At 42.7% G+C, this 19974-nt stretch carries 18 protein-coding genes and 1 pseudogene; 5 read left to right on the top strand and 14 right to left on the bottom strand.

The window, feature by feature from the left end:
* Positions 1 to 150: 150 nt before the first annotated feature.
* Positions 151 to 840 carry a pseudouridine synthase gene (locus RGE70_RS02810; RefSeq protein ID WP_310470039.1) on the top strand — a complete coding sequence of 230 codons (690 nt, stop codon included), beginning with the start codon at positions 151 to 153 and terminating at the stop codon, positions 838 to 840.
* A gap of 127 nt (positions 841 to 967) precedes the next feature.
* Here the strand turns inward: RGE70_RS02810 and RGE70_RS02805 are convergent, their stop codons facing one another.
* Both RGE70_RS02805 and RGE70_RS02800 read right to left on the bottom strand, forming a co-directional pair.
* Positions 968 to 1882 carry a pseudouridine-5'-phosphate glycosidase gene (locus tag RGE70_RS02805; protein WP_310470038.1) on the bottom strand — a complete coding sequence of 305 codons (915 nt, stop codon included), beginning with the start codon at positions 1880 to 1882 and terminating at the stop codon, positions 968 to 970.
* Entirely contained in the window at positions 1876 to 2967 is a 1092-nt protein-coding gene (locus RGE70_RS02800; RefSeq protein ID WP_310470037.1) for a PfkB family carbohydrate kinase, read from the bottom strand. Before RGE70_RS02800 ends, RGE70_RS02805 begins: the two co-directional genes overlap by 7 nt.
* A gap of 365 nt (positions 2968 to 3332) precedes the next feature.
* On the opposite strand from RGE70_RS02800, the gene ppiC reads away from it, so the two are divergent.
* Positions 3333 to 3611 carry a peptidylprolyl isomerase PpiC gene (gene ppiC / locus RGE70_RS02795; protein ID WP_310470036.1) on the top strand — a complete coding sequence of 93 codons (279 nt, stop codon included), beginning with the start codon at positions 3333 to 3335 and terminating at the stop codon, positions 3609 to 3611.
* A gap of 219 nt (positions 3612 to 3830) precedes the next feature.
* Here the strand turns inward: ppiC and RGE70_RS02790 are convergent, their stop codons facing one another.
* The 6 genes and pseudogenes from RGE70_RS02790 to RGE70_RS02765 all read right to left on the bottom strand — a co-directional run.
* The gene (locus RGE70_RS02790; protein ID WP_310470035.1) at positions 3831 to 5075 is read right to left on the bottom strand and encodes an OprD family outer membrane porin; all 1245 of its coding nucleotides are present in this window, start codon (positions 5073 to 5075) and stop codon (positions 3831 to 3833) included.
* 63 nt (positions 5076 to 5138) lie between these two features.
* The gene (locus RGE70_RS02785) at positions 5139 to 5492 is read right to left on the bottom strand and encodes a cytochrome c3 family protein (RefSeq protein WP_310470034.1); all 354 of its coding nucleotides are present in this window, start codon (positions 5490 to 5492) and stop codon (positions 5139 to 5141) included.
* A 78-nt stretch (positions 5493 to 5570) separates the two neighbouring features.
* Entirely contained in the window at positions 5571 to 7253 is a 1683-nt protein-coding gene (locus tag RGE70_RS02780; RefSeq protein ID WP_310470033.1) for an FAD-dependent oxidoreductase, read from the bottom strand.
* 1118 nt (positions 7254 to 8371) lie between these two features.
* Positions 8372 to 9880, bottom strand: a complete 1509-nt coding sequence (locus tag RGE70_RS02775; RefSeq protein WP_310470032.1) for a right-handed parallel beta-helix repeat-containing protein — start codon at positions 9878 to 9880, stop codon at positions 8372 to 8374.
* A 516-nt stretch (positions 9881 to 10396) separates the two neighbouring features.
* On the bottom strand, positions 10397 to 10852 hold the full coding sequence (locus RGE70_RS02770; RefSeq protein WP_310470031.1) for a hypothetical protein: 456 nt from the start codon (positions 10850 to 10852) through the stop codon (positions 10397 to 10399).
* A gap of 713 nt (positions 10853 to 11565) precedes the next feature.
* Positions 11566 to 12066: pseudogene (locus RGE70_RS02765) on the bottom strand (aminotransferase class III-fold pyridoxal phosphate-dependent enzyme); the annotation flags it as partial.
* A gap of 300 nt (positions 12067 to 12366) precedes the next feature.
* Between RGE70_RS02765 and RGE70_RS02760 the strand changes: the two are divergent.
* The gene (locus tag RGE70_RS02760; RefSeq protein ID WP_310470030.1) at positions 12367 to 13023 is read left to right on the top strand and encodes a nitroreductase family protein; all 657 of its coding nucleotides are present in this window, start codon (positions 12367 to 12369) and stop codon (positions 13021 to 13023) included.
* A gap of 132 nt (positions 13024 to 13155) precedes the next feature.
* Here the strand turns inward: RGE70_RS02760 and RGE70_RS02755 are convergent, their stop codons facing one another.
* Entirely contained in the window at positions 13156 to 13950 is a 795-nt protein-coding gene (locus RGE70_RS02755; RefSeq protein ID WP_310470029.1) for a hypothetical protein, read from the bottom strand.
* A gap of 472 nt (positions 13951 to 14422) precedes the next feature.
* Here RGE70_RS02755 and RGE70_RS02750 point away from each other — a divergent pair, with 472 nt between their 5' ends.
* Positions 14423 to 14713, top strand: coding sequence for a putative quinol monooxygenase (locus tag RGE70_RS02750; RefSeq protein ID WP_310470028.1), 291 nt, complete (start codon positions 14423 to 14425; stop codon positions 14711 to 14713).
* 100 nt (positions 14714 to 14813) lie between these two features.
* Here RGE70_RS02750 and RGE70_RS02745 read toward each other — a convergent pair whose 3' ends face one another.
* Positions 14814 to 15749, bottom strand: coding sequence for a LysR family transcriptional regulator (locus RGE70_RS02745; protein WP_310470027.1), 936 nt, complete (start codon positions 15747 to 15749; stop codon positions 14814 to 14816).
* 249 nt (positions 15750 to 15998) lie between these two features.
* Between RGE70_RS02745 and RGE70_RS02740 the strand changes: the two genes are divergently transcribed.
* Positions 15999 to 16343: a DUF3634 family protein gene (locus tag RGE70_RS02740; protein ID WP_310470026.1), complete on the top strand. Its 345-nt coding sequence runs from the start codon at positions 15999 to 16001 to the stop codon at positions 16341 to 16343.
* Positions 16344 to 16488: 145 nt separating this feature from the next.
* On the opposite strand, the gene RGE70_RS02735 is transcribed toward RGE70_RS02740, so the two are convergent.
* The 4 genes from RGE70_RS02735 to phrB form a co-directional block, all read right to left on the bottom strand.
* The gene (locus RGE70_RS02735) at positions 16489 to 17001 is read right to left on the bottom strand and encodes a DUF2878 domain-containing protein (RefSeq protein ID WP_310470025.1); all 513 of its coding nucleotides are present in this window, start codon (positions 16999 to 17001) and stop codon (positions 16489 to 16491) included.
* Between the two features lie 221 nt (positions 17002 to 17222).
* Entirely contained in the window at positions 17223 to 17990 is a 768-nt protein-coding gene (locus RGE70_RS02730; protein ID WP_310470024.1) for an SDR family NAD(P)-dependent oxidoreductase, read from the bottom strand.
* Positions 17987 to 18487: a nuclear transport factor 2 family protein gene (locus RGE70_RS02725; RefSeq protein ID WP_310470023.1), complete on the bottom strand. Its 501-nt coding sequence runs from the start codon at positions 18485 to 18487 to the stop codon at positions 17987 to 17989. The genes RGE70_RS02730 and RGE70_RS02725 overlap by 4 nt, the downstream gene beginning before the upstream one ends.
* A complete protein-coding gene (phrB, locus tag RGE70_RS02720; RefSeq protein ID WP_310470022.1) occupies positions 18484 to 19962 on the bottom strand; it encodes a deoxyribodipyrimidine photo-lyase in 1479 nt (492 codons plus the stop codon). The genes RGE70_RS02725 and phrB overlap by 4 nt, the downstream gene beginning before the upstream one ends.
* Positions 19963 to 19974 lie beyond the last annotated feature (12 nt).

The raw sequence follows: 19974 nt of genomic DNA, 5'->3' as shown, positions 1-19974 counted from the left end.
GCAGCTAAACCATAGCGCCCTTAAACATAACCTTAGTGTCTCAAATGGCGTATCTCACCACTGTGACTCAATTAATTGCCAACGCAATTTTATCTTCTTGCCACGGGCTGCTAGTCTCTATATCTATATTAAATTACACGATTAGTCCCTATGCGCCTTGATAAGTTTATGTGCAAAAGCACCGCACTGACCCGTACCGCTGCCACGCAATGTATTGAGTTAGCCGAAGTCAGTGTTAACGGCCAGCTGATTACTGACCCTAAATTTCAGGTGCACGAAAATAACCACATAATCTGGCGTGGTGAGCGGCTAGTCGCACGAGCATCTCGCTATATAATGTTGCATAAGCCGCTCAATACATTGAGCTCTAATGTTGATGGCGCCTACCCTAGCTTATTGCATTGCATACATATCGATAGAGTTGAAGATTTGCATATTGTAGGCCGCTTAGATGCCGATACGTCAGGGTTAGTATTGCTAACAGATGATGGGCGCTGGTCGTTTGAGATTATTCGCCCCGATAAGCTATGCCCGAAAACGTATCGAGTCACTTTGCGTGATCCCATTGCTGATGATGTTGCTCCGCGGTTTTTAGCCGGGATAGAACTTCAAAATGAATCACAGCTAACCGCCCCAGCAACCTTGACTATTGTAAGCCCTAAAGAGGTACTACTGACCATTACAGAGGGGCGCTACCACCAAGTTAAGCGCATGTTTGCTGCGGTTGGAAACCGCGTCAATGGCTTACACCGTGAACAAATTGGCAACCTACAACTTGATGTAGAGCTGGGGCAGTGGCGCAACCTTACCGCACAAGAGGTGGCAAGCTTTATTAAATAGCTGCACCAACAATTCAGGCTGCTAATCTAAATACCTGCCACAAACCACAATCAAACTGAGCCAGAACGCCGTTAAAAAAAATGCCAGTCAGTTTAACTGACTGGCATTTTTACCGCTGGAGCCGGTATTATTTTGCGTATTCAACCGCAATGTTTGCCGCCAGTTTAGCGTTGTTAAACACTAATTCGATATTCGCTTTCAAGCTCACACCTTGTGTTTTTTCAGCTACTTTAGCCAGTAAGAACGGCGTTGAGTCTTTACCGAAAATCCCTTTGCTGTCCATTTCTGCTAGCGCATCGATTATCACTTGGTCAATCATGGCGCGGTCAAGCTGATGAGCCTCAGGAATTGGGTTCGCTACAACGACACCACCTTTTAATCCCATGTCCCACTTGGCTTTAAGCGCCGTTGCAATTTGCGTGGCACTGTCCAATTGGTAATCAACACCAAATTCACTTTCACGGGTGTAAAACGCCGGTAGTGTACTGGTCTCGTAACCAATAACAGGTACGCCCTGAGTTTCTAAATATTCTAGGGTTAAACCGATATCTAAGATTGACTTTACACCTGCACAAACCACTGCAACGTCAGTGTTGGCTAGCTCTTGCAAGTCAGCTGAAATATCAAATGTTTGTGACGCGCCGCGATGAACACCGCCAATACCGCCAGTTGCAAACACCTTAATGCCAGCCATCTGTGCCAAAATCATTGTAGAGGCAACCGTTGTTGCACCATCAGTTTGTTTTGCAACAATAAAAGGAATATCACGGCGACTGGTTTTGATGACATCAAGACCCGCTTTACCTAAATATTCAATCTCATCATGGGTCATACCGACTTTAAGGCGGCCCTTCAAGATTGCAATCGTTGCCGGTACGGCACCATTATCACGAATAATTTGTTCAACTTTTAAGGCTGTTTCCACGTTTTGCGGGTACGGCATGCCGTGTGAAATGATAGTAGACTCAAGTGCAACAACTGGCTTGCCAGCAGCTAATGCAGCTGCAACTTCAGGGTTAATATCTAGGTACTGCTCTAACATAACGACTCCTTGATAACTCGCTTAACGCTAATTTCTGACATATTCGGATTAATTGTGGCTATGTGAGACAGGGCGACAACCGCTGCTCCCATAGCAAATTTGGTTGATTCTTCGGTGGTCCACCCTTGGATCCAACCATGGGCTAAACCGGCAAGAAACGCATCACCGGCACCATTAGCATTAACCATTTGGGTTGCAATTGCAGGTACGAGTGCTTGCACACCTTCATCACTGTAAAATACTCCATCACTGCCCATGCTCAAGAAAATGCGTTTTACACCTTGGCTATGGAACCAATTAGCTAAAGCCGGTAACTCGCAGGCATCGGTAATCGTCATGCCTGACAGCTGCTCAGCTTCTTTTAAATTGGGTTTCAGGGTATGGATGGAACTTAAAAATGGCGCCAATTTTTTAGCTTTGGCACAAGAGACTGTATCGACAAAAATAGGCCGGTCAGAGAAATTACTTAGAATATACTCCAGCGACTCAGCCGATAGATTGGCGTCAACAACAATAAGGTCTGCTCGTCTAATGATCTCTTCTTGTGACTTAAGGACTGCGACACTTAATCGCTCAAGTATCGCCATATCGTTAATCGCCACGTGCATATCGCTGTCGCTATCTAACACTGACAAGTAGGTTGAAGTGCTGTAATCGTTCAGCTCGATACAGGCTTTCATGTCAATACCTGCTTGCTGGCACTGCTCCATAATCATCTGCCCGTAGGTATCTTTACCTAACGCGCTAATTAAGTGCGTGTCTGAGCCTAAACGAGCAAGATTTTCTGCGATGTTTCGCCCCACGCCACCGGGTGAGCAAGTCACGCTACCAGGGTTTGAATCACCTATCTGCAAAGGGCCAACTGGGCAACCTAGTATGTCCATGTTTGCCCCACCAATCACCACGGTATAACGTGCTTCAGCAAGAATGTAGCCTTTACCTTTAATCACGCCTTTATGGGTTAGGTTCATGATATGTCCCGCCACGGCCGAGCGGCTTATCCCCAATTTTTCGGCAATACTTTGCTGCGCAATCAACGGATTGCGCTTTAGTAGCGCCAAAATTTCAAGTTCGCGTTCTGTCATTATTATTATCCAGTTAACACTGCCAGCAAACATATGTTTGCAAGGCAAACTTTTGTTTAAGAACACTTGTAACAATAGGTCGATTGAATGGCTAAATCAAGCAGAAAGCGATTTATCATTCAAAACAGTGACACAGGTAAGATTAAGATAATGCTAAACAAATATGCAGTTTGGAGGTATTAAACCTCAACTAATCGACATGTATCGCATAGCAATTAAGCTAAGCATACACGCTGCATTGCAAAGTTTGTACGCCTAGTATGGCTACAGTGTTTGCTAGTCGTATTAGAGAAAATTAGCGTCAACGCTTACATAACGGTTATAATCCACATCCATAAACCCGATCATTTTATATAGGCTTTATCATGGCAAAAACCGCAGCAGCACTGCACATTTTGGTTAAGCACAAAGAGCTTGGCGAAGATATCATTAAGCAACTTAACAAGGGAGCTAAATTTGATGTGCTTGCCAAGAAACACTCGAGCTGTCCGTCAGGAAAAAAAGGCGGTCATTTAGGCGAGTTTAAACGCGGTCAAATGGTGCCGCAGTTTGATAAAGTTTGCTTTAGTGCTGAGTTAATTACCCCGCATTTAGTTAAAACCAAATTCGGCTGGCATGTGATTAAAGTATTGTATAGAACCTAAGTGCTTGAGCATTTATAGCTGACCTATAAATACGCCCTTGTTTTTTTGTGGAGACAAGGGCTTTTTTACGCCTACAAATTGATGTTGGCTCGCAGAAATTTAACCCGGAGGCCAAGCATAAATGGTCTAAATTACACGCAAAAAAAAGCCAGTTGGAAACACCAACTGGCCAAAATTTCCTTCAACCTATCATAGGGTAAAATAGGCTTTTAGGAGTGCTTACTTCAAAGCAAATTTGTAGTAAACGTAGAAGCGTGTATCACCTAGGTCATCAGTCGATGTGTTGTCAACAATAGCGTGACGAGCACGAACACTTAGACCTTCAACAAACTCAGACATGTCGTAGCTGATTGAGAAATCAGTTTCGGTAATGTCTTGGCTTGAATCGCCATCAATGGTGTATTTAGCGTAATTGATGTAAGCGCTAACACCGTTTAAAGCAGAGCTTGGTGCGAAGCGGTATGCCAATTGGCCACCGATAGCTTCTTCATTAGCACGCGCAGACTGGTTAACTTGTTGAATGATAATTTTATCATCGCCAAATGGTGAGATAATGTTGTCATCACCAGTCTTACCGTATTTGAACGTCGCGTCGAATCCGCTCCACTTCATACCCAAGTGGAAGCCCGCTTGGTAAGTGTCAAATGCAGCTTCTTGATCTAACTTACCAGTCGAATCCTGTTTCCAGTAAGACGGCTTGAAGTAAACATTAGCCGCACCAACGTCACCGCTAAGCTCTAGCTTAACGCGGTACTGGTTGTACACATCTTCCATACCGTAGTACCAAACACTTGTTTTGGCTGTAACGGCACTCATTGGTAGCGTGTAATCCATACCTAGCGCTAACATTGGACTATCTTCAAGATCAACGATAACACCACTACGCGCTAGCTCGCTTTGGATCCCTTGAGATGCATTTTGGAAGCTTTCTTCTGTCCAGCCCATGTAATCGGTGATGTAAAGTGCCGTTACCGCCAAGTTTTTAACTGACGTGTTTTTAACACTCGCACCACGATACGTAAACGGAATAGAACGTAACGGGAACGGGTTCATCATAGGGGTACGTAATTCTTGTGCACCCACTGTGATTTCAGTGTCGTACCAATCGCCTTTTACAAAGTACTCTTGTAAACGGTTAACTGATGTACGCTCGTTCATTGAACCTGGCGCTCCGCCACCGACTGCACCGTAAATGCCATCGCTGTCTGATTCCCAGATAGAGTTAGCTGAAGCGACTGACGCACCGAAGCTTATACCGTTTGCTTCACCAGAACGTAAGTAGAACAGACCACCAAATGTAGTGTCGCCACGATCAGTCGTGTCGCCATCAAACTCACGTTGGAAGTCAAACATTTGGAACTGACCTTTGAAGCTACCGTCATTGAATAGGTTTTCAATTGGGTCTGCTGCAAATGCTGGCGCCGCTGCTAATGCGACGACTAGTGGTAATAATTTTGTTTTCATCGTTGTCATCCTTTAAAACTTTTAATTTGTTTCTTTAAGGTATTCACGCGTTAACGAGTAAACTTATGGAGTAACAAAATCAAAACGTTTATGACAACCACTACAGTAGTTTACAGATTTAGTATGTTGTTTGTGACACTTCATACAATCAGTTTCAGTGCTGAAATGACGGTTATCATGTGGGTTTGTTGGCTTAAAGTCTTTGGTGCTATCTGCCAATTCTTGAGTGTCGTGACATTCAGTACATACACTCATTTTTACAGGCTCACGTTTTTCACTTACGTGACAATCGTTACACGTCATGCCCATAGCAGCATGAGTTTCATCAAGTAACGGGCTGTCATCAGCCATAACACCGCTTGCGAAGGCACTCAATGCAAGAGAAAGAATGATGTTGTGCAGTCTTAATTTCTTCATTGTTTTTATTCCATTATTCCAATATTCATTTCAAAGGTTACCCACACATCGGGTAACCCTTATCGATAGCGTTATGCCTTAAAGGCTTGCTACGTGCTTACCAGCTAGGTAACCGAAGGTGTAACAACGACCTAGAGATAGACCGAATACTGTTAGTGGGTAATCAACACCACCGTAGAAACCACCACCTAAGTTACCGATGACGAATAGGCCACCAATTTTGTTACCGTCTGCATCAAGTGCTTGGTGGTTTTTATCAACCAACATGCCTGAACAAAGGGTTGATACACGCATACGACGGTGAATACCGTAGAAAGGTGCTTTGATTACTGGCAGCATTTTGCTTGAAGGTTTGCCGTAGTCGTCATCCATACCGGTTGCGCAAAGCTCGTTGTAACGCTTAACGTTGGCAGCAAGAGTCTTAGGATCACACTCTAGCTTGACTGCAAGTTCTTCAATGGTGTTAGCAACGTAAGTGTTAGTCAGAGATGCATACACGCCTTTTTTCGGCGTTGGATCTTCTGGCATGTACTTCTTCATCTCTTCTGGAGAGTAAAGCTTGCCTGGCCAGTCAGCTGCGTCGGTCATGTAGTTTGAATCGAAGATTTGTGAGTAGTGACCCGCATTCTCTTCATCGCGCAAGTAGTTGTTCATCAGTGACATTGCAACAGTTTCGTTAACGAAACGCTCACCCTTACGGTTAACCGCTAGGAAAGGCATATCACACATTGAAGCAGGGCCTGCATCGAAGTCATGTAGCATCTTAGTGTGACCAACAGGCTCAATTACGCCGCCAGCCCAGTAAGCCATAGAGAAACCGTCACCGGTGCGATCCATTTGCTTACGTTCAAAGTTTTTCAAGTCAGGAATAAAGAAGTCACACATAGCTTTATTGTTCTGGTAATCACCAGAAGACAAGATCACGCCTTTCTTAGCCATGTACTTGTGGTATTGGCCATCACGGTCTTTAGCGATAACACCAATAACTTTACCTGTTGCATCTTGGATCAACTGCTCAGCTGGCATGTTAAAGAAGAATTCAACACCGGCTTTAACTGCAGTTTTAGCCAAATCGCGCATGCCGTCACCAGCAGTGTATGGCTTAGGACCAAAGAAAGAAGTGATAAAGTTAAGCTTATGCTCAGTCACACCATGAATACCGTGTTGTGGACCAGTACCTTGGTCAACAACTGAACCGCCGCTTTGCTTAGCGCGATCGATAACCCATTTTACTGCTTCACCTGAGTTATAAGCCCACTGTCTAACTAGCTCTGGGTGACAACGATGCGCACTGTCAGCCATCAAACGAGCTACCATTGCTTCAACGCCTGCTTTGTCACAGTTTGGTAAATCAAGGCCTGAACCTGTGTTACCTTGAGAAACAACAATGGCTTGCTTTTGCAATACAGCTACTTTAGCGCCGTTCTCAGCAGCAGAAAGAGCCGCAGGAACACCAGAAGCACCAGCACCAACAACAACTACGTCAAATGTTTTAGTCGACACAATGTCTTTGTCTAAAACTTTTTTAGGTCTTGGCATGAAGTCAAGAGTTGCGCCGCCATCAGAGCTTTTAGCTGCATCGCAGCAATCAGCATTGGTCGCTGCTTCAGCAGCTGTAGAACCTGTAAGACCTGTAAATGCTACAGCACCGGTACCCATTGCCGCACGGGTAAGAAAACTACGACGTGAAATACCATTTTGAAGGACATTGGCCGTGTATTGGTCAGTTACTTTCGGTTTTTGTGAATTGTCATTACTCATTTTTATACTCCTTTTGCCCTCACGGTTCACCACGGAGACAACATCATTAACAGCGACACTGGTTCCGGTCATAACGCATCGGGCTACTGTGTTCTACTTGCATCAGAAAGTAGGATTCGCGGTAGCGAGCTTGTTTCAAAAGTGGGGGAGAGTCTTAGCGTGGATAAGAACTAAACCTTAACCCTCTCTCGATACCTTGAAATGTATGACATATAACGTTACTACCAAAGGAGTACGTACGACATCTTTGCGGTAGGTCTCAAAAAAGTTTATTTCGTGACCCCTTAAGTGAATAAAATGTGTTTTACTAATATTCATTATCGGGATCGATCTCTCAACCAAGACCTAAGAAGTGTGTGCAGCTTTTGGGATATAAATTATATTTAGCAATGATTTATGTGTAGCACTTGCTAATATACGATAGCGATTAACCGTAATAAAAAGTTGAAACTTGGACCCAGCAACTCCCGCAACTTAGCATTATCGATTTCACTGCAAATCCCAACAAGTCACTAAAAAACGCTTAACCACGTTACGGCGACTATTAGCCGAAAATGCGATGATAACGGCACTTTGCGTCAACAACGCCGCAATCCAGACCAATGTCAAAATCGCAAACGTTAACAGTAAATACCCGCTCACCGTTGATGAAGTGCACGCCAGCAATTAGGCCACCTAATCCTGGGATCCCCTACAGGTTTTACGGCCACAACTATTAGCACTTAATGTATAAGCGTTAAGTAACAAAAGAAGGTGGTAGCAAAAGCATTGATAACGCCGATCAAAATAAAAATCGCCACACGAAGCATAACCATCGACTATATGTGCAGTTAAATACGGTTATGAGTGCGTTTACAGGGCAGAAGAGGATCAGTAAAGCCAAAAATAGAGCTAAAAAGTAGCCATAAAAACAGATTCCTCAGTCATATGTATGACATATGACTATGAGGTAATCCCGTCTGAATAAGGCGTAACACTTCGGTATTCGAGCTCTACCATATAGAGGCATAGCGGTACTGATTGAGCAGCCGACATGTTGCGCGATAGCCAGTTGGTTACATAGCTATAGCGCAATATGTCTTGTGTTTTAAAGAGGAAGAATAATGAATAGCTACAAGCTAAGGTTGCACTAACTCACCAATACTTGAGGTGTTATCTTGCGTGAGCTCACCATTAACGATAGCGGTATTTTCAATGTGGCTAGCAGTCAGCACAAGATCGCCTCTAACTATCACACTACTCGCACCTGTATCCTCAGTAAACGTTGAGTGACTAATACTCACATTAGCTGACTGAAAACCACTAGAGAGGCGCGTTTTGCTCACACTAAGGTTGGCACCATTGGCAGAGCGGTTACCTGAAAAAATGCTATCTGCAATGGTCAAGGTAATCGCATTTTGTAATGCTGTAGAGTAATCTGTAGGCACGCAGTAGTCGCTATACCCTCGAATAATATCAGACTCACAATCATAAAAACCAAGATCAATGGCTGCGCCATTATCCGTAGCCACATTGTCTTTAAATATTGTGTTTTCAATATTTATTAGGCCTCCACCGGGGTACCAATTATCAACAAATAATGCCGCCCCACTTTGGCAATCCATGGTGTAATCCGTACACTGCATTTGATCGTCAATGACTTCATTTGCAATAAACTGACTCCCTTTTATCGTTAGGTTTCCATGACGTGTTCCAACGGCGGCACCATAACTACGACTACTATTATGACTGAAAACAGAATCGGTTATTGTCATTCGGCCTGGTGTGGTACTACCCAGTACGTAAAGTGCGCCGAGCGTGCCGTTACTGTCGAAATTAGATCTAACAATATCAACGTCATACTCAGCGTAGTTTCCGTCGAGACAAATACCACGATAAACGCCCCCACCATCATTGTCTGAAATCACTGAATCGGTAACCGTCAACTGCCCACAGACACTAATAGCGGTGCCACCACTGTTATTGGTTACAACGACTTCGGTCAACGTAGTATGGCCGCTGCCATTCATTGCGCTACCTTCATAAATATCAAGATTATTAAGTAAGTGTACCCGCACTAAATCGGTTTCATAACGCTGCACATGCAATGCAGCACCACTATTGCCATACTTGTCTGAACCGCTAATAAGGCTATTGCCATTTTGAATGGTGAGGTCTTGTATATGCAGTTGAGGATGGGGACCGACATGCACACTCACGGCGTCGATTTCGGGTCCATTTTTATAAAAATTGAACACTCTGGTTATATCGCCACCATCAAAAATGGTTTGATCAGCGCCGCAACCATACAGTGACAATTTTTCCATTGCTTCACCGTTGAGAGTACTAAAATCATAAGTTAGAGGCTCCGTTACCGAATAAGTCCCCGCTGCAATATAGATAATGTCATCTTCACCATTATTGGCTGTTGTATGTAACACTGACTCCAGTTCACTTACTGAGCTGACCAAGTAACCAGCACTGGTATCTTGAAAAGCACACTCTTTAATGATCGGATCTGCTGGAGTAATAGGGAGCATAGGGACGGAATCATCGGGATTTGGCGTAGGCGTGGAATTGTCGCTGTCGCTGCCACACCCACACATTAGGGGAGTTAAAAAAACAGGCAGTAAATAATAAGAGTTCATGTCGATCCTTTTCTTATTACCGATGAATGTCACCTACCAACTATGGGGCGAACAAAAAAGATAATAATAGCAACTAATAATTTAGCGACAGATTATCCTCGAATTAATCGAACTAATTGATGATCGCAATCACGCTATGAAAACTAACATATTATTGAGATTGTTCACGTGCCTCGAACGATTGTTAATCGGTCAACTTCAATGTAAAAAATAAAATAGATAATAACTCACAGGTCAATATCTAAACACTGACTACAGAACAAATTCATTGATAGCGATTATGAGCTTATATAATATCGCTAGCATAGATTAAATAATAAGCACATTTTATTTCATTGTATTGAATGGGTAGCATTTATTAATAGGCGATAAGTGATTGGTTATTTATTGTCTGATTTAACTCAAACTCATACGTCACTAATTCCGTTTAGAATTAGGTGTATATTTGACACAAAATAAAAAGCGAACCGTAAGAGGCTCGCTTTATTTACTTATGTAAGAATTAACTATGCTGATCTAGCTGCATACGCATTTTGCAGACTGCTCACAAGGTGGCGCTGCTGCAATGACGCACATGCCACCAGTATTTCCGGCATCGGTACACCAAGCTTTACAATCAAATGTATCAGGGTGACCCGTGTCATTACTATGAGAATGCAAAATATCTTTACCAGGATTAGACTCCACCAATAATCCATTTGGTAAACAAGCTTCACCAAACATTCTGCCATTCGCAACACCATTAGCGTCAGTGCCAATATGACAACCCGCTACACCAGGGGCTATACCGTCACTGTCTTTCCAAAAAGATCGCTGACCTTCAAGCCAATCATTAGGTTGGAAAGTAAATACCCCTTTAGCACCTGGCATATCTTTAGCGCCACTAGACGGCCCCTCGTGATGATCGCCGGCGACAGACATGGCTGAAAAAGCAACACAAAATAGTATTGCGACCTTTTTTAAATAATTCATTTCGATCCTTTTTTACTAATACTGCCGGCAATATCAATATGGCGTACTAACGTGTTAAAACTTAATTAACAACCGTATTAAAATTGTCCGATATAGCTAAGTTTAAAGTAGTGATTTTAATTAAGTGGGTTTACGTAACGTGGTAATCAACAGTCACTAAAACGACTAGCACTCCTAATAATATTGACCATAAACGCCACTCCATATAATTAACTGATCCGAGTGGAGGCCTTACACGCATTGTTAAAATATAACACCCAACTAGTTTAAAAATAGTATTAAGCGTTAATAGTTGTGATCGAATATAGCAAAACAAGCAAAAGCGTGATCAGATGTAGCGAAATGAAATAAAGTGTGACCAGGGGAGCATAAAAAGCAGCACGTCAGCAACATTCCCAACTAAAACACCAACCGGTAACAAATTAATTTACAGTCGTAAACTGTGAGCAGCTATTTACTTTACAGTCTTATCGTAAAACAAATGGCACCAATAGCATTGGATAATAACGAGGTTCATAGAAATTGAATTAGCGAATTTATTTTAAGCGTTAAAGATAAAAATTTAAGCCTTAACACTTTGCAACTTGATTTGATAAATAACTTACAACGACCAACAGCATCAATCGCCTTTAAATACTTGCTCAAAACATTGCTGTAAAATAGCAAGACCGTTATTAATCACAATATCAGCTGCCGTTGCGGCAGCAAAATGCACAGGGAAACTCCGCGAAATACATTTGCCGACATTAAACCCACCCCCTTGCAGTAGGGAGCCACTTTACCTGTATGGCCCAGTGCCGACATAGCGCGGCCATAATAAGCAGAGCTAAAAGCAATCACGCCGCTACGCTGTATGGGCGCGGCCGACTTTAACCGCATTTTCTATCGCTTCCGAGCCACGAGTAAATAAGGCCGTTTTTTTGGCAAAGTCGCCGGGCACTAAATGGTTAAGCTTTTCACAAACTGGAATGTATTTTTCATCGCCCATAACCATAAAACAGGTATGCGAAAACAACTCTAACGGCTCCGCTACTGCCGCTTTAACGCCCAGTATTAAGTACTGCTATTTCGCCAGTAAAATCAATATACTCACGACCTTCAATATCCCAAAAAGTAGCGTTTTCAGCACGCTGAACATAAAGCGGATGGATAGCAGCAACGCCCTCAGCAACTGCTGCCGATCCATTAGTGGTCCTAGGGTGATTCTCTGGGATATTCGACAAATGCTAGGCGATGACTTTGCACACAATAAAGTATTGTTAACAATAAGCTATAGCCGCCCTATTTGACCACGGTTACGAATATCACTTTTGCTTATGACTTACCAAAAATTTAGTTACTATCGCTAAGCGATAAATAGCACCAGCAAGACCAAACCGCAAAATTTATGCACCGATGAATTCTATCGATATAGCTGCAGCCAACTATACTCACAGCAACGATATGCTCGACTCAAATATCTGATGCTTAAAAACCAGCATTAGTCATCCCCAGTGATAAAGACGGAGTTTGATATGCACGATATTATTAAAGATCTGCACAATCGATATACAGTAAAAAAATACGACGCCAGCAAAAAAATTTCAGCCGACAACATTGAGATAATTAAAGAAGCCATTCGATTGTCAGCCTCCTCTATTAACTCACAACCTTGGAAGTTCATTTTGCTTGAAAGTAAACAGGCCAAGCAGCGCTTTCATGATACTTTCGCCATTAAATACCAGTTTAATCAGCACCATGCCCTAGAAGCGTCACACATAATTTTAATGGCCTACAACCCAAGGTTTACTAAAGAACAGTATAAAAACGTAGTCGATGTAGAAGTGTCATCCGGGCATTTACCTGCCGATATGTACGACAACATGCTTAATGGGGGTTACACCTTTGCTGAGTCCAATACCGATGACAATGGCTTTAACGGTCACTGGACCAAGGCTCAAACTTACTTAGCCTTAGGTAATGCATTGCACACATTAGCTCGCCTAGGGATTGGTTCAACCCCAATGGAAGGTGTAGACAGCAAATTGATTGGTGATGAATTTAACGAAGAACTAGACGGCTATGTGTGTGAAGCTGCGCTCGCGATGGGCTACCATCTCGATGGTGAAGATTACAATAATGGCCTACCTAAAGCTCGCTTACCAATGGACGAGATTTTTGTCGTGCTATAACAACTTTTAATGGCTGTAATGGTGCTAACGCTCTGCCATTACAGCCATTTATTATGGGTAAAAAACTGTTTACGAATTAGTACCAGCAAAACCTAAGCGGATGACTGAATAAAAACAGAGGCCAGCCGCTCACTATGCGCAGAAACTGCCATCTACTGTTATACCCAGCAAATAAACATTATTTTTACTCGAGTACTCATATCTTACTTTTCCACCTTGTTCAACTATTGGTCGAATACTTGGTATGGTACAAGTTTGCTCAACAAGCAGCGGTGTTAAAGCTTCCTTCATATCATCAATAAGTATTTCTTCTGCTAAATAATCAACTAAAACGTAATGGTATATAAAAGTCGTGCCTTCAGAGGAGGCTTTGACAAGTTTAGAATCTTGATCAGCCATTACTGGCAATACTTTATTGAGTTCTTGTGCAGCATAACTAAGTGATCGAGATAATTGGGGGTTCTCATCCACCTCACAGCCCGACACCACTGGTGATGTCATATACTCTTTGATAATTTTAAGTTCATGATCATTTTTCTCAATGATCATGAAATAATCCGTGTCTTCAAAACACTTAATTGTTGCGTATCTATTAGCACTAACTCGGGCCTGCTGACCTGTTACTTCAATCTCTACTTGAGAAAATTCACTTATATCGCCTCGTTTCTGTGCAACAGGCATAACATTTATAATAACTTCTTTCCATTGACTCCCAGCAAGGTTAACTTCTTTACGTGTACCATCAGGCATTAGGCGAATACCAGTTATATCAGCACTATCTGAGTAAAGTTTCGTAATTGAAGTATCATAATTTTTTTGAAGACTCTGATAGCTCTCAAAAAAGCCTAAAAAGTCTGCTTTATCCGTTGCTGCAGTCGCCGAAGTCAAAAGTAATAACGGCAAAGCAAAAAACATTTTTATTTTCACTTTAAAATCCTTTTTCACCAAGTTGGTAAGTATTGATAACCTTTATCTAAGAACATGAAACCAAGTTAAGGTTAGTTTTTAGAACGAGATCAGGTATTCAGAAAGGCCTAATAATCTATTCATCCAGTGCACGAACAGAAACCCTTCTATAATCAATAGAATCTAAATGTTAAGAGTAAGTAATACAACAGTTAAATAACTTAACCGCAAAATTAATCTTTTTGCCAAAAAAAATTAAACAAACCCATTGCCCAGCGTCATTAATTATGCGTTTCTAGCCCCATACCTAGTAAAAAAGATTGAATTACCAATCAATTTTTGACAATGAATCAAATTTAACACTGTTCTCAGGTGACAGTAATAACTTTATTATGTTTGCCGTAGACAACAACCCAGCACTTACATATTGCTAGCGAGTCAAATGGCTAAATAGCAGCCACAAGTGTCACTTTACTAATAGGAACATAATCTCATGACTAAATTAACAATCGTAGCCAACATCATCACTAAAGCTGACAAAGTTGAATTGGTAAAAGCCGAACTATTAAAGTTGATTGACATTACACGTGCTGAAGATGGCTGCATTAACTACGATCTACACCAAGATAACAACAACCCGACTCACTTTATGTTTTATGAAAACTGGACATCTCGTGAGCTTTGGCAAGCTCATATGGCTAATCAACATTTAGCTGACTACATGGCCGCTACCGACGGTGCAGTAGAAAGCTTTACCGTAAATGAAATGACACAAATAGCTTAAGCGGTTTAACCCAATATTCAGTCAATGACTTTTAAATACTTTTCATGCCCCCGCTTAACAGTAGGGGCATTGTGTTGGCCAAGCTTTCAAGCTCACCACACTACTTCAACACGCTCTTATCGAGTATTCCTTTAGCAATCAATTGCTGCAACATTGTCTTGGTTTTAGCCCTAAACAGATCCCGTAGTAAGCGTACAGTTGGAGTAATTGATTGTCGGCTAGGGCAAATCAGCCATAGCTCGGTGATGTTAGGTTTAAATTGTGGCATCACATTCACTAAATCTCCTGCGAGTAAGTCACCGGTGATATCAAGACAAGATTTTAAAGCCAAGCCTTTGCCATTAACGCACCAGCGGCGAACTTGATCACCATCGTTAGCGGTACGTTTTGCTTTGAGTTTAATTTTGTGTGTCTGGTCGCCATCATTAAAAACCCACACATTTTGCAGCATGTCATTTAGCTGGTATTGCAATGTGTTATGCAGCAACAGCTCTTGCGGCTCAGTTGGGGCTTTATGCCGTTTAAGGTAGCTCGGACTGGCGCATAGCAGCCGAGGGACATTGCATATTTTAAAGCCATAAACACTTGCGTCTGCAGGCTCGCCGTAACGCAAGGCCATATCCACCGAGTCGCGATAAAAGTCGATATGACTGTCACTCAGATTACTGCGTAAACTAATGTTGGGGTAGGTATCCATAAACTCATCAAGCCAGGGGGTGACCAAGTTACGACCCAGGTCTGAAGGCAGTGCAATTCTTATCTCGCCGTCAATGATGTCTAGGTCATCACGCATGTTTTGTTTAGCCAACGCTAGCATTTCGAGCGCCTTTTCACACTGCGGCATATATCGCTCACCCGCACTCGATAAACGCAAACTTCTAGTCGTGCGCACAAAGAGCTCCACCCCTAGCGCAGCCTCAACCCTTTTAACTGCGGCACTGGCGGTAGCGGTTAACATATCAAGTTCGGTGGCCGCCCCGGTAATACTACGAAACTCCGCCACTTTGAGTACAACTTGCAGATCTTCGAGCAACATATTGCCTATCCTTATTTGATAATTAACTAAACATTACGCAGTTTTTAAATACGGTAGCAAATCCTAGTACATCCACCAAGAATATTAGCGCGAACATAGTGCTGTTATAGCACAGCTTTAAAGTCTCATTTGTTAATAACAATTTGAAAATCTTATAATCTGTGCACCAACCCGCTTTAAAAAAGCGCTAAGCAAGAGTATCTTAAGCTAAAGAATGGATGTTCAGGCTAAAAAGCCAAAGGAATAAATATGACCCCAACGCTACTAAAAATTGCTTTTATTGCTGTCGGTATTTTTATTGTCTACAAATTAATTTTCAGCGGCAAAAAAGGCTTAACCATTTTTGAAATGCATTTTAAAGATGGCCGGCTCAACTCTCATAAAGGCAAAATTCCTGAAAAATTTGCTAAAGACTGCCGTGCAATAGCCAAAGCAAACAAGCTGACTTGCACAGTAAGAGCGGAAAAGCTAAATGGTGTACGATTACATATATCTGCAAATGTGTGCGACAAAATAACTCAAAACATTCGTAATATGTTCCCATTTGAGTACTACGATAAAAAACAAATAGATAACAGCCGTAAGGCTTCATAGCAGTGTATTAGATTGAAGGCATGAAATAGGTTATGTCTTCTTTACTCTCTTCAAGATTTAACGGTTTGAACATGAACCGCATCGCGATTTTAGTTATAAATGGTTAAGCCGTAGAGTCGTCTTGGAATATTAAAACCCATGCGCGCTATTCAACAGTTCGCTTACTCGCGTGCACAAAAATAGGAAACAATACGAACCAAGTACAAAATGAAATCACCCCAGTGATCCAATAGCCCAGTGGTATCCTGGTAGCTTCGCAATAAGCCCCGACTAAATAACTCACACAACCTGCAATACCACCGAGTACAGCATTAAGATACACCGGCTGCTTTTGGGCAAATGAAAAACTGTAGCGTAACGCAATCGCAAAGTGGCACCAAAGTAACATAAGCCAATATGGCGCCTCACTAAAATGAAACACACCAGAATTTATCAGCAAGCCATCAACCGCAATGCCAATCATGGCCACTTTTAGCATAAAAATAAAGTCTGACAACATTTGGTTTGATAGCAAAAAATGAAACATCAGCAAGCTAAAACTGTAGGCTAAAGCTTCGTTCATAAACAAAACCGACGTCCACCACGCCACAATATACAAAACCAAGTTTTGTATATTGACATATTGCAATCTAATTTTATTTATTGCGGCCAGCAGCATACTAGTTCCCTTAATGTGCCCGACGTAATTCAAGTCTCGCTGCAGCTATAAAAGTACGCCCATGGCGCAGTTATAACGCATCAGTCACTGTCACAGAGGTAAAAACACCGCATCCCTACAGCTATAGCCACCATAGCTAAACCTCTGATATTTTCCAAGGATTTCATACTTTTTTAGTGAAAAACATCTCAGTATTTTTTAAGTAATAGAGCCTTTACTCATTAGCGATTGTCAGCAGCTTTGCGCCGTAGCATTATTTTCTGCCAAACACCCCTTGGTAACAATGAAAATAACTTTAAAATAAGGGTAAAACGGCGTGGGAAATGTATTTCTTGCTCCCCCTTTGCTAAGCCCTGCCTGATAGCGATTGATGCTTGCTCAGGTGTTTGCTGCATTGGCATCGCAAAGTCATTTTTGTCGGTCAACGGGGTTTTTACAAAACCTGGGCAAATTACGCTTACATCAATACCATGCGGTTTAAGATCAATAAGTAAACTGCTCGCCAAATATTGAATCGCCGCCTTCGAAGCGCCATAAGCTTCTGCACGAGGAAACGGTAAATAAACGGCACTTGAGCTCATTAGCGCAACCCGCCCACCAGCCTTAATTAATGGTAAAAATGCTGCTAAACAATGCCCCATTGAAATCACATTGGTTTGTATCACTCGCTCAAAGAGCTGCCCATCAAAATGTAATGGGTCATTTATGTATTCACAGGTTCCGGCATTGAGAATAACGAGATCAAACGTAACTTGTTCAACCTCTTTTAAAGCGGTGGCTTGCGCAGCAATGGCTTCGGCATCATTAACATCAAACACCCGTTGATGCGCTCCGGTGAGCTGACTCAGCCTTTGCTCATCTCGACCACAAGCATAAACCTTCCAGCCCTGCTGCAGATAGTCGAGGGATAATTGCAATCCAATACCTGAACTTGCCCCTGTGATCAGCACGCACTGCTGAGTTTTTGATGTTGAACCCACAGCATTCATTTCCCGACCCTCGATTTAACAAAGCCGATTAAACCGCCGACAAAAGGCAACTGCTCATACAGCATGGCTCCGAGGTCAAAGTAGTCTTGGTGCAAACTCACTTTGTCGGAGTAAGTTAACAGGCTTACCCCCTCTACACTGAAAACATTACCTGAGTTCAACTTGGGGTGAACCAAATTCATGGTCCACTTTAGCGCAGCACGATTCGAGTCACGCACAACATCATGAATAACAAAATCAATAGATTCAACATTTTGATACAGGGAGTGAAAATATTCAGAAAGAGAGCTTAAACCCGCTATTTTATGCAACGGATCACTAAAGCGAACCTGTTCGCTGTATATGTGCGGTAGCAGCTGCAAATTATCTTTATTAAGTTTTTGGTAAATATAGACAAAACGGTCGATTATGTCGTCTGGCATGTTATCAACCGCCTGAGCAGGGGTTGCTAGGTCAGCTGATGAAGCAGCCATTGTTGAACCTGTAGAGCTTGTCATCCGAAGATCTCCTTATCTAAATCGACTGCCTTAGCACTACCGCCACGCTTCATTGCAGCTAACTCTGTTAGCGCACGTACCCGAGCAAACTTATGCTCAACGATAGGGGCAATATAGTGATTATCTGTAAACCGTTGCTCTTGAGTCGGTATTTTAAGTTTATGAATTAACTTTAAATCAACGCTCGCCAGCTCTGGCAGATAACTACGGATAAACTCACCTGTAGGATCAAACTTTTCGCACTGAGTAATTGGGTTGAACACCCTAAAATAAGGCTGGGCATCACAACCTGTGCCTGCAGACCATTGCCAGCCGCCATTGTTAGCAGCCAGATCACCATCAATGAGTTGTTGTCTAAAGTATCGCTCGCCCCAGCGCCAATCAATGAGCAAGTGCTTGGTCAAAAAGCTGGCAACGACCATTCGCAGTCGATTGTGCATCCAACCAGTCTGGTTCAACTGGCGCATTGCGGCATCAACTAACGGGTACCCAGTTAAGCCATCACACCAAGCTTTAAACTCTGTTTCATTGTTACGCCAATGCACATTGTCAGCAAATTGATTAAAGTTTTGCGCTTTAGAAAGCCGAGGAAAAGCAACCAACAAATGGCGGTAAAATTCTCTCCAAATAATTTCGTTTAACCAACTGCGTCCAGGGCTTTCATCATGAACTAGAGCATCGGGGTAGTGACTCAATAACGCCACCACACATTGGCGTGGACTCAGTATTCCAACGGCTAAGTAAGCCGAAATATGGCTGGTTCCATCAATGGCAGGGAAATCTCGGCTGGCTTTATACTCAGCCGCTTTGGTCATCGCAAATAATCGCAATTGTGCCAGCGCGGCCTCTTCGCCAATGGCCCATGCCTTACTGCTGACTTTAGGAACATCAAGCACTATCGGCTCAGGCGTGGCAATCGGCTTAGTCATTGCATTAGGAGCGTTAAGCGTTTGTATAGGCTTAGCTCTGGCCATTTCACGCCATTTTTTAGCAAAAGGGGTAAACACTTTATACATTTGCCCCGATAAATTAAGCACACTTAACGGCGCTAATAAACAGTGCTGCTGATGGAGAACTAAGCTTACCTTTGCTGCGACCGCTTGATCACGCTGACACTCATTAAATTCAGGCTCACTGCTGGCAAAAACCCGGTCTACCTGCCATTGCTGTATGTACTGAGCTAAAAAAGCAGGAATGAGGGAAAACGTATCGAGGTGCCTAACCTCCAGTGGGATCCCCAGCGCGGCAAGCTGCACAGCTAGCTGATTAAGCTGGCGCTCAATAAAGTCTAATTGAATGGCGGCAACATCATGTATTAACCACTGCGTTGGAGTGGCAATATAAATGGCACGCACGGAGCGACCTTCACGCGCGGCATGTTCGCAGGCAGCGACTAAGGTTTGGTTGTCTTGCAATCGAAGATCGCTGCGAAACCACATCAGAGTGTGTGCCTGTTTGCTTACTAAATCATTCATATTATATCCCAC

The sequence above is a fragment of the Shewanella youngdeokensis genome (assembly GCF_033180165.1).
In the GTDB taxonomy this organism is placed as follows: Bacteria; Pseudomonadota; Gammaproteobacteria; order Enterobacterales; family Shewanellaceae; genus Shewanella; species Shewanella youngdeokensis.
The sequence above is the reverse complement of the archived record's forward strand: the minus strand, read 5'-3'. Positions and strand labels throughout refer to the sequence as shown.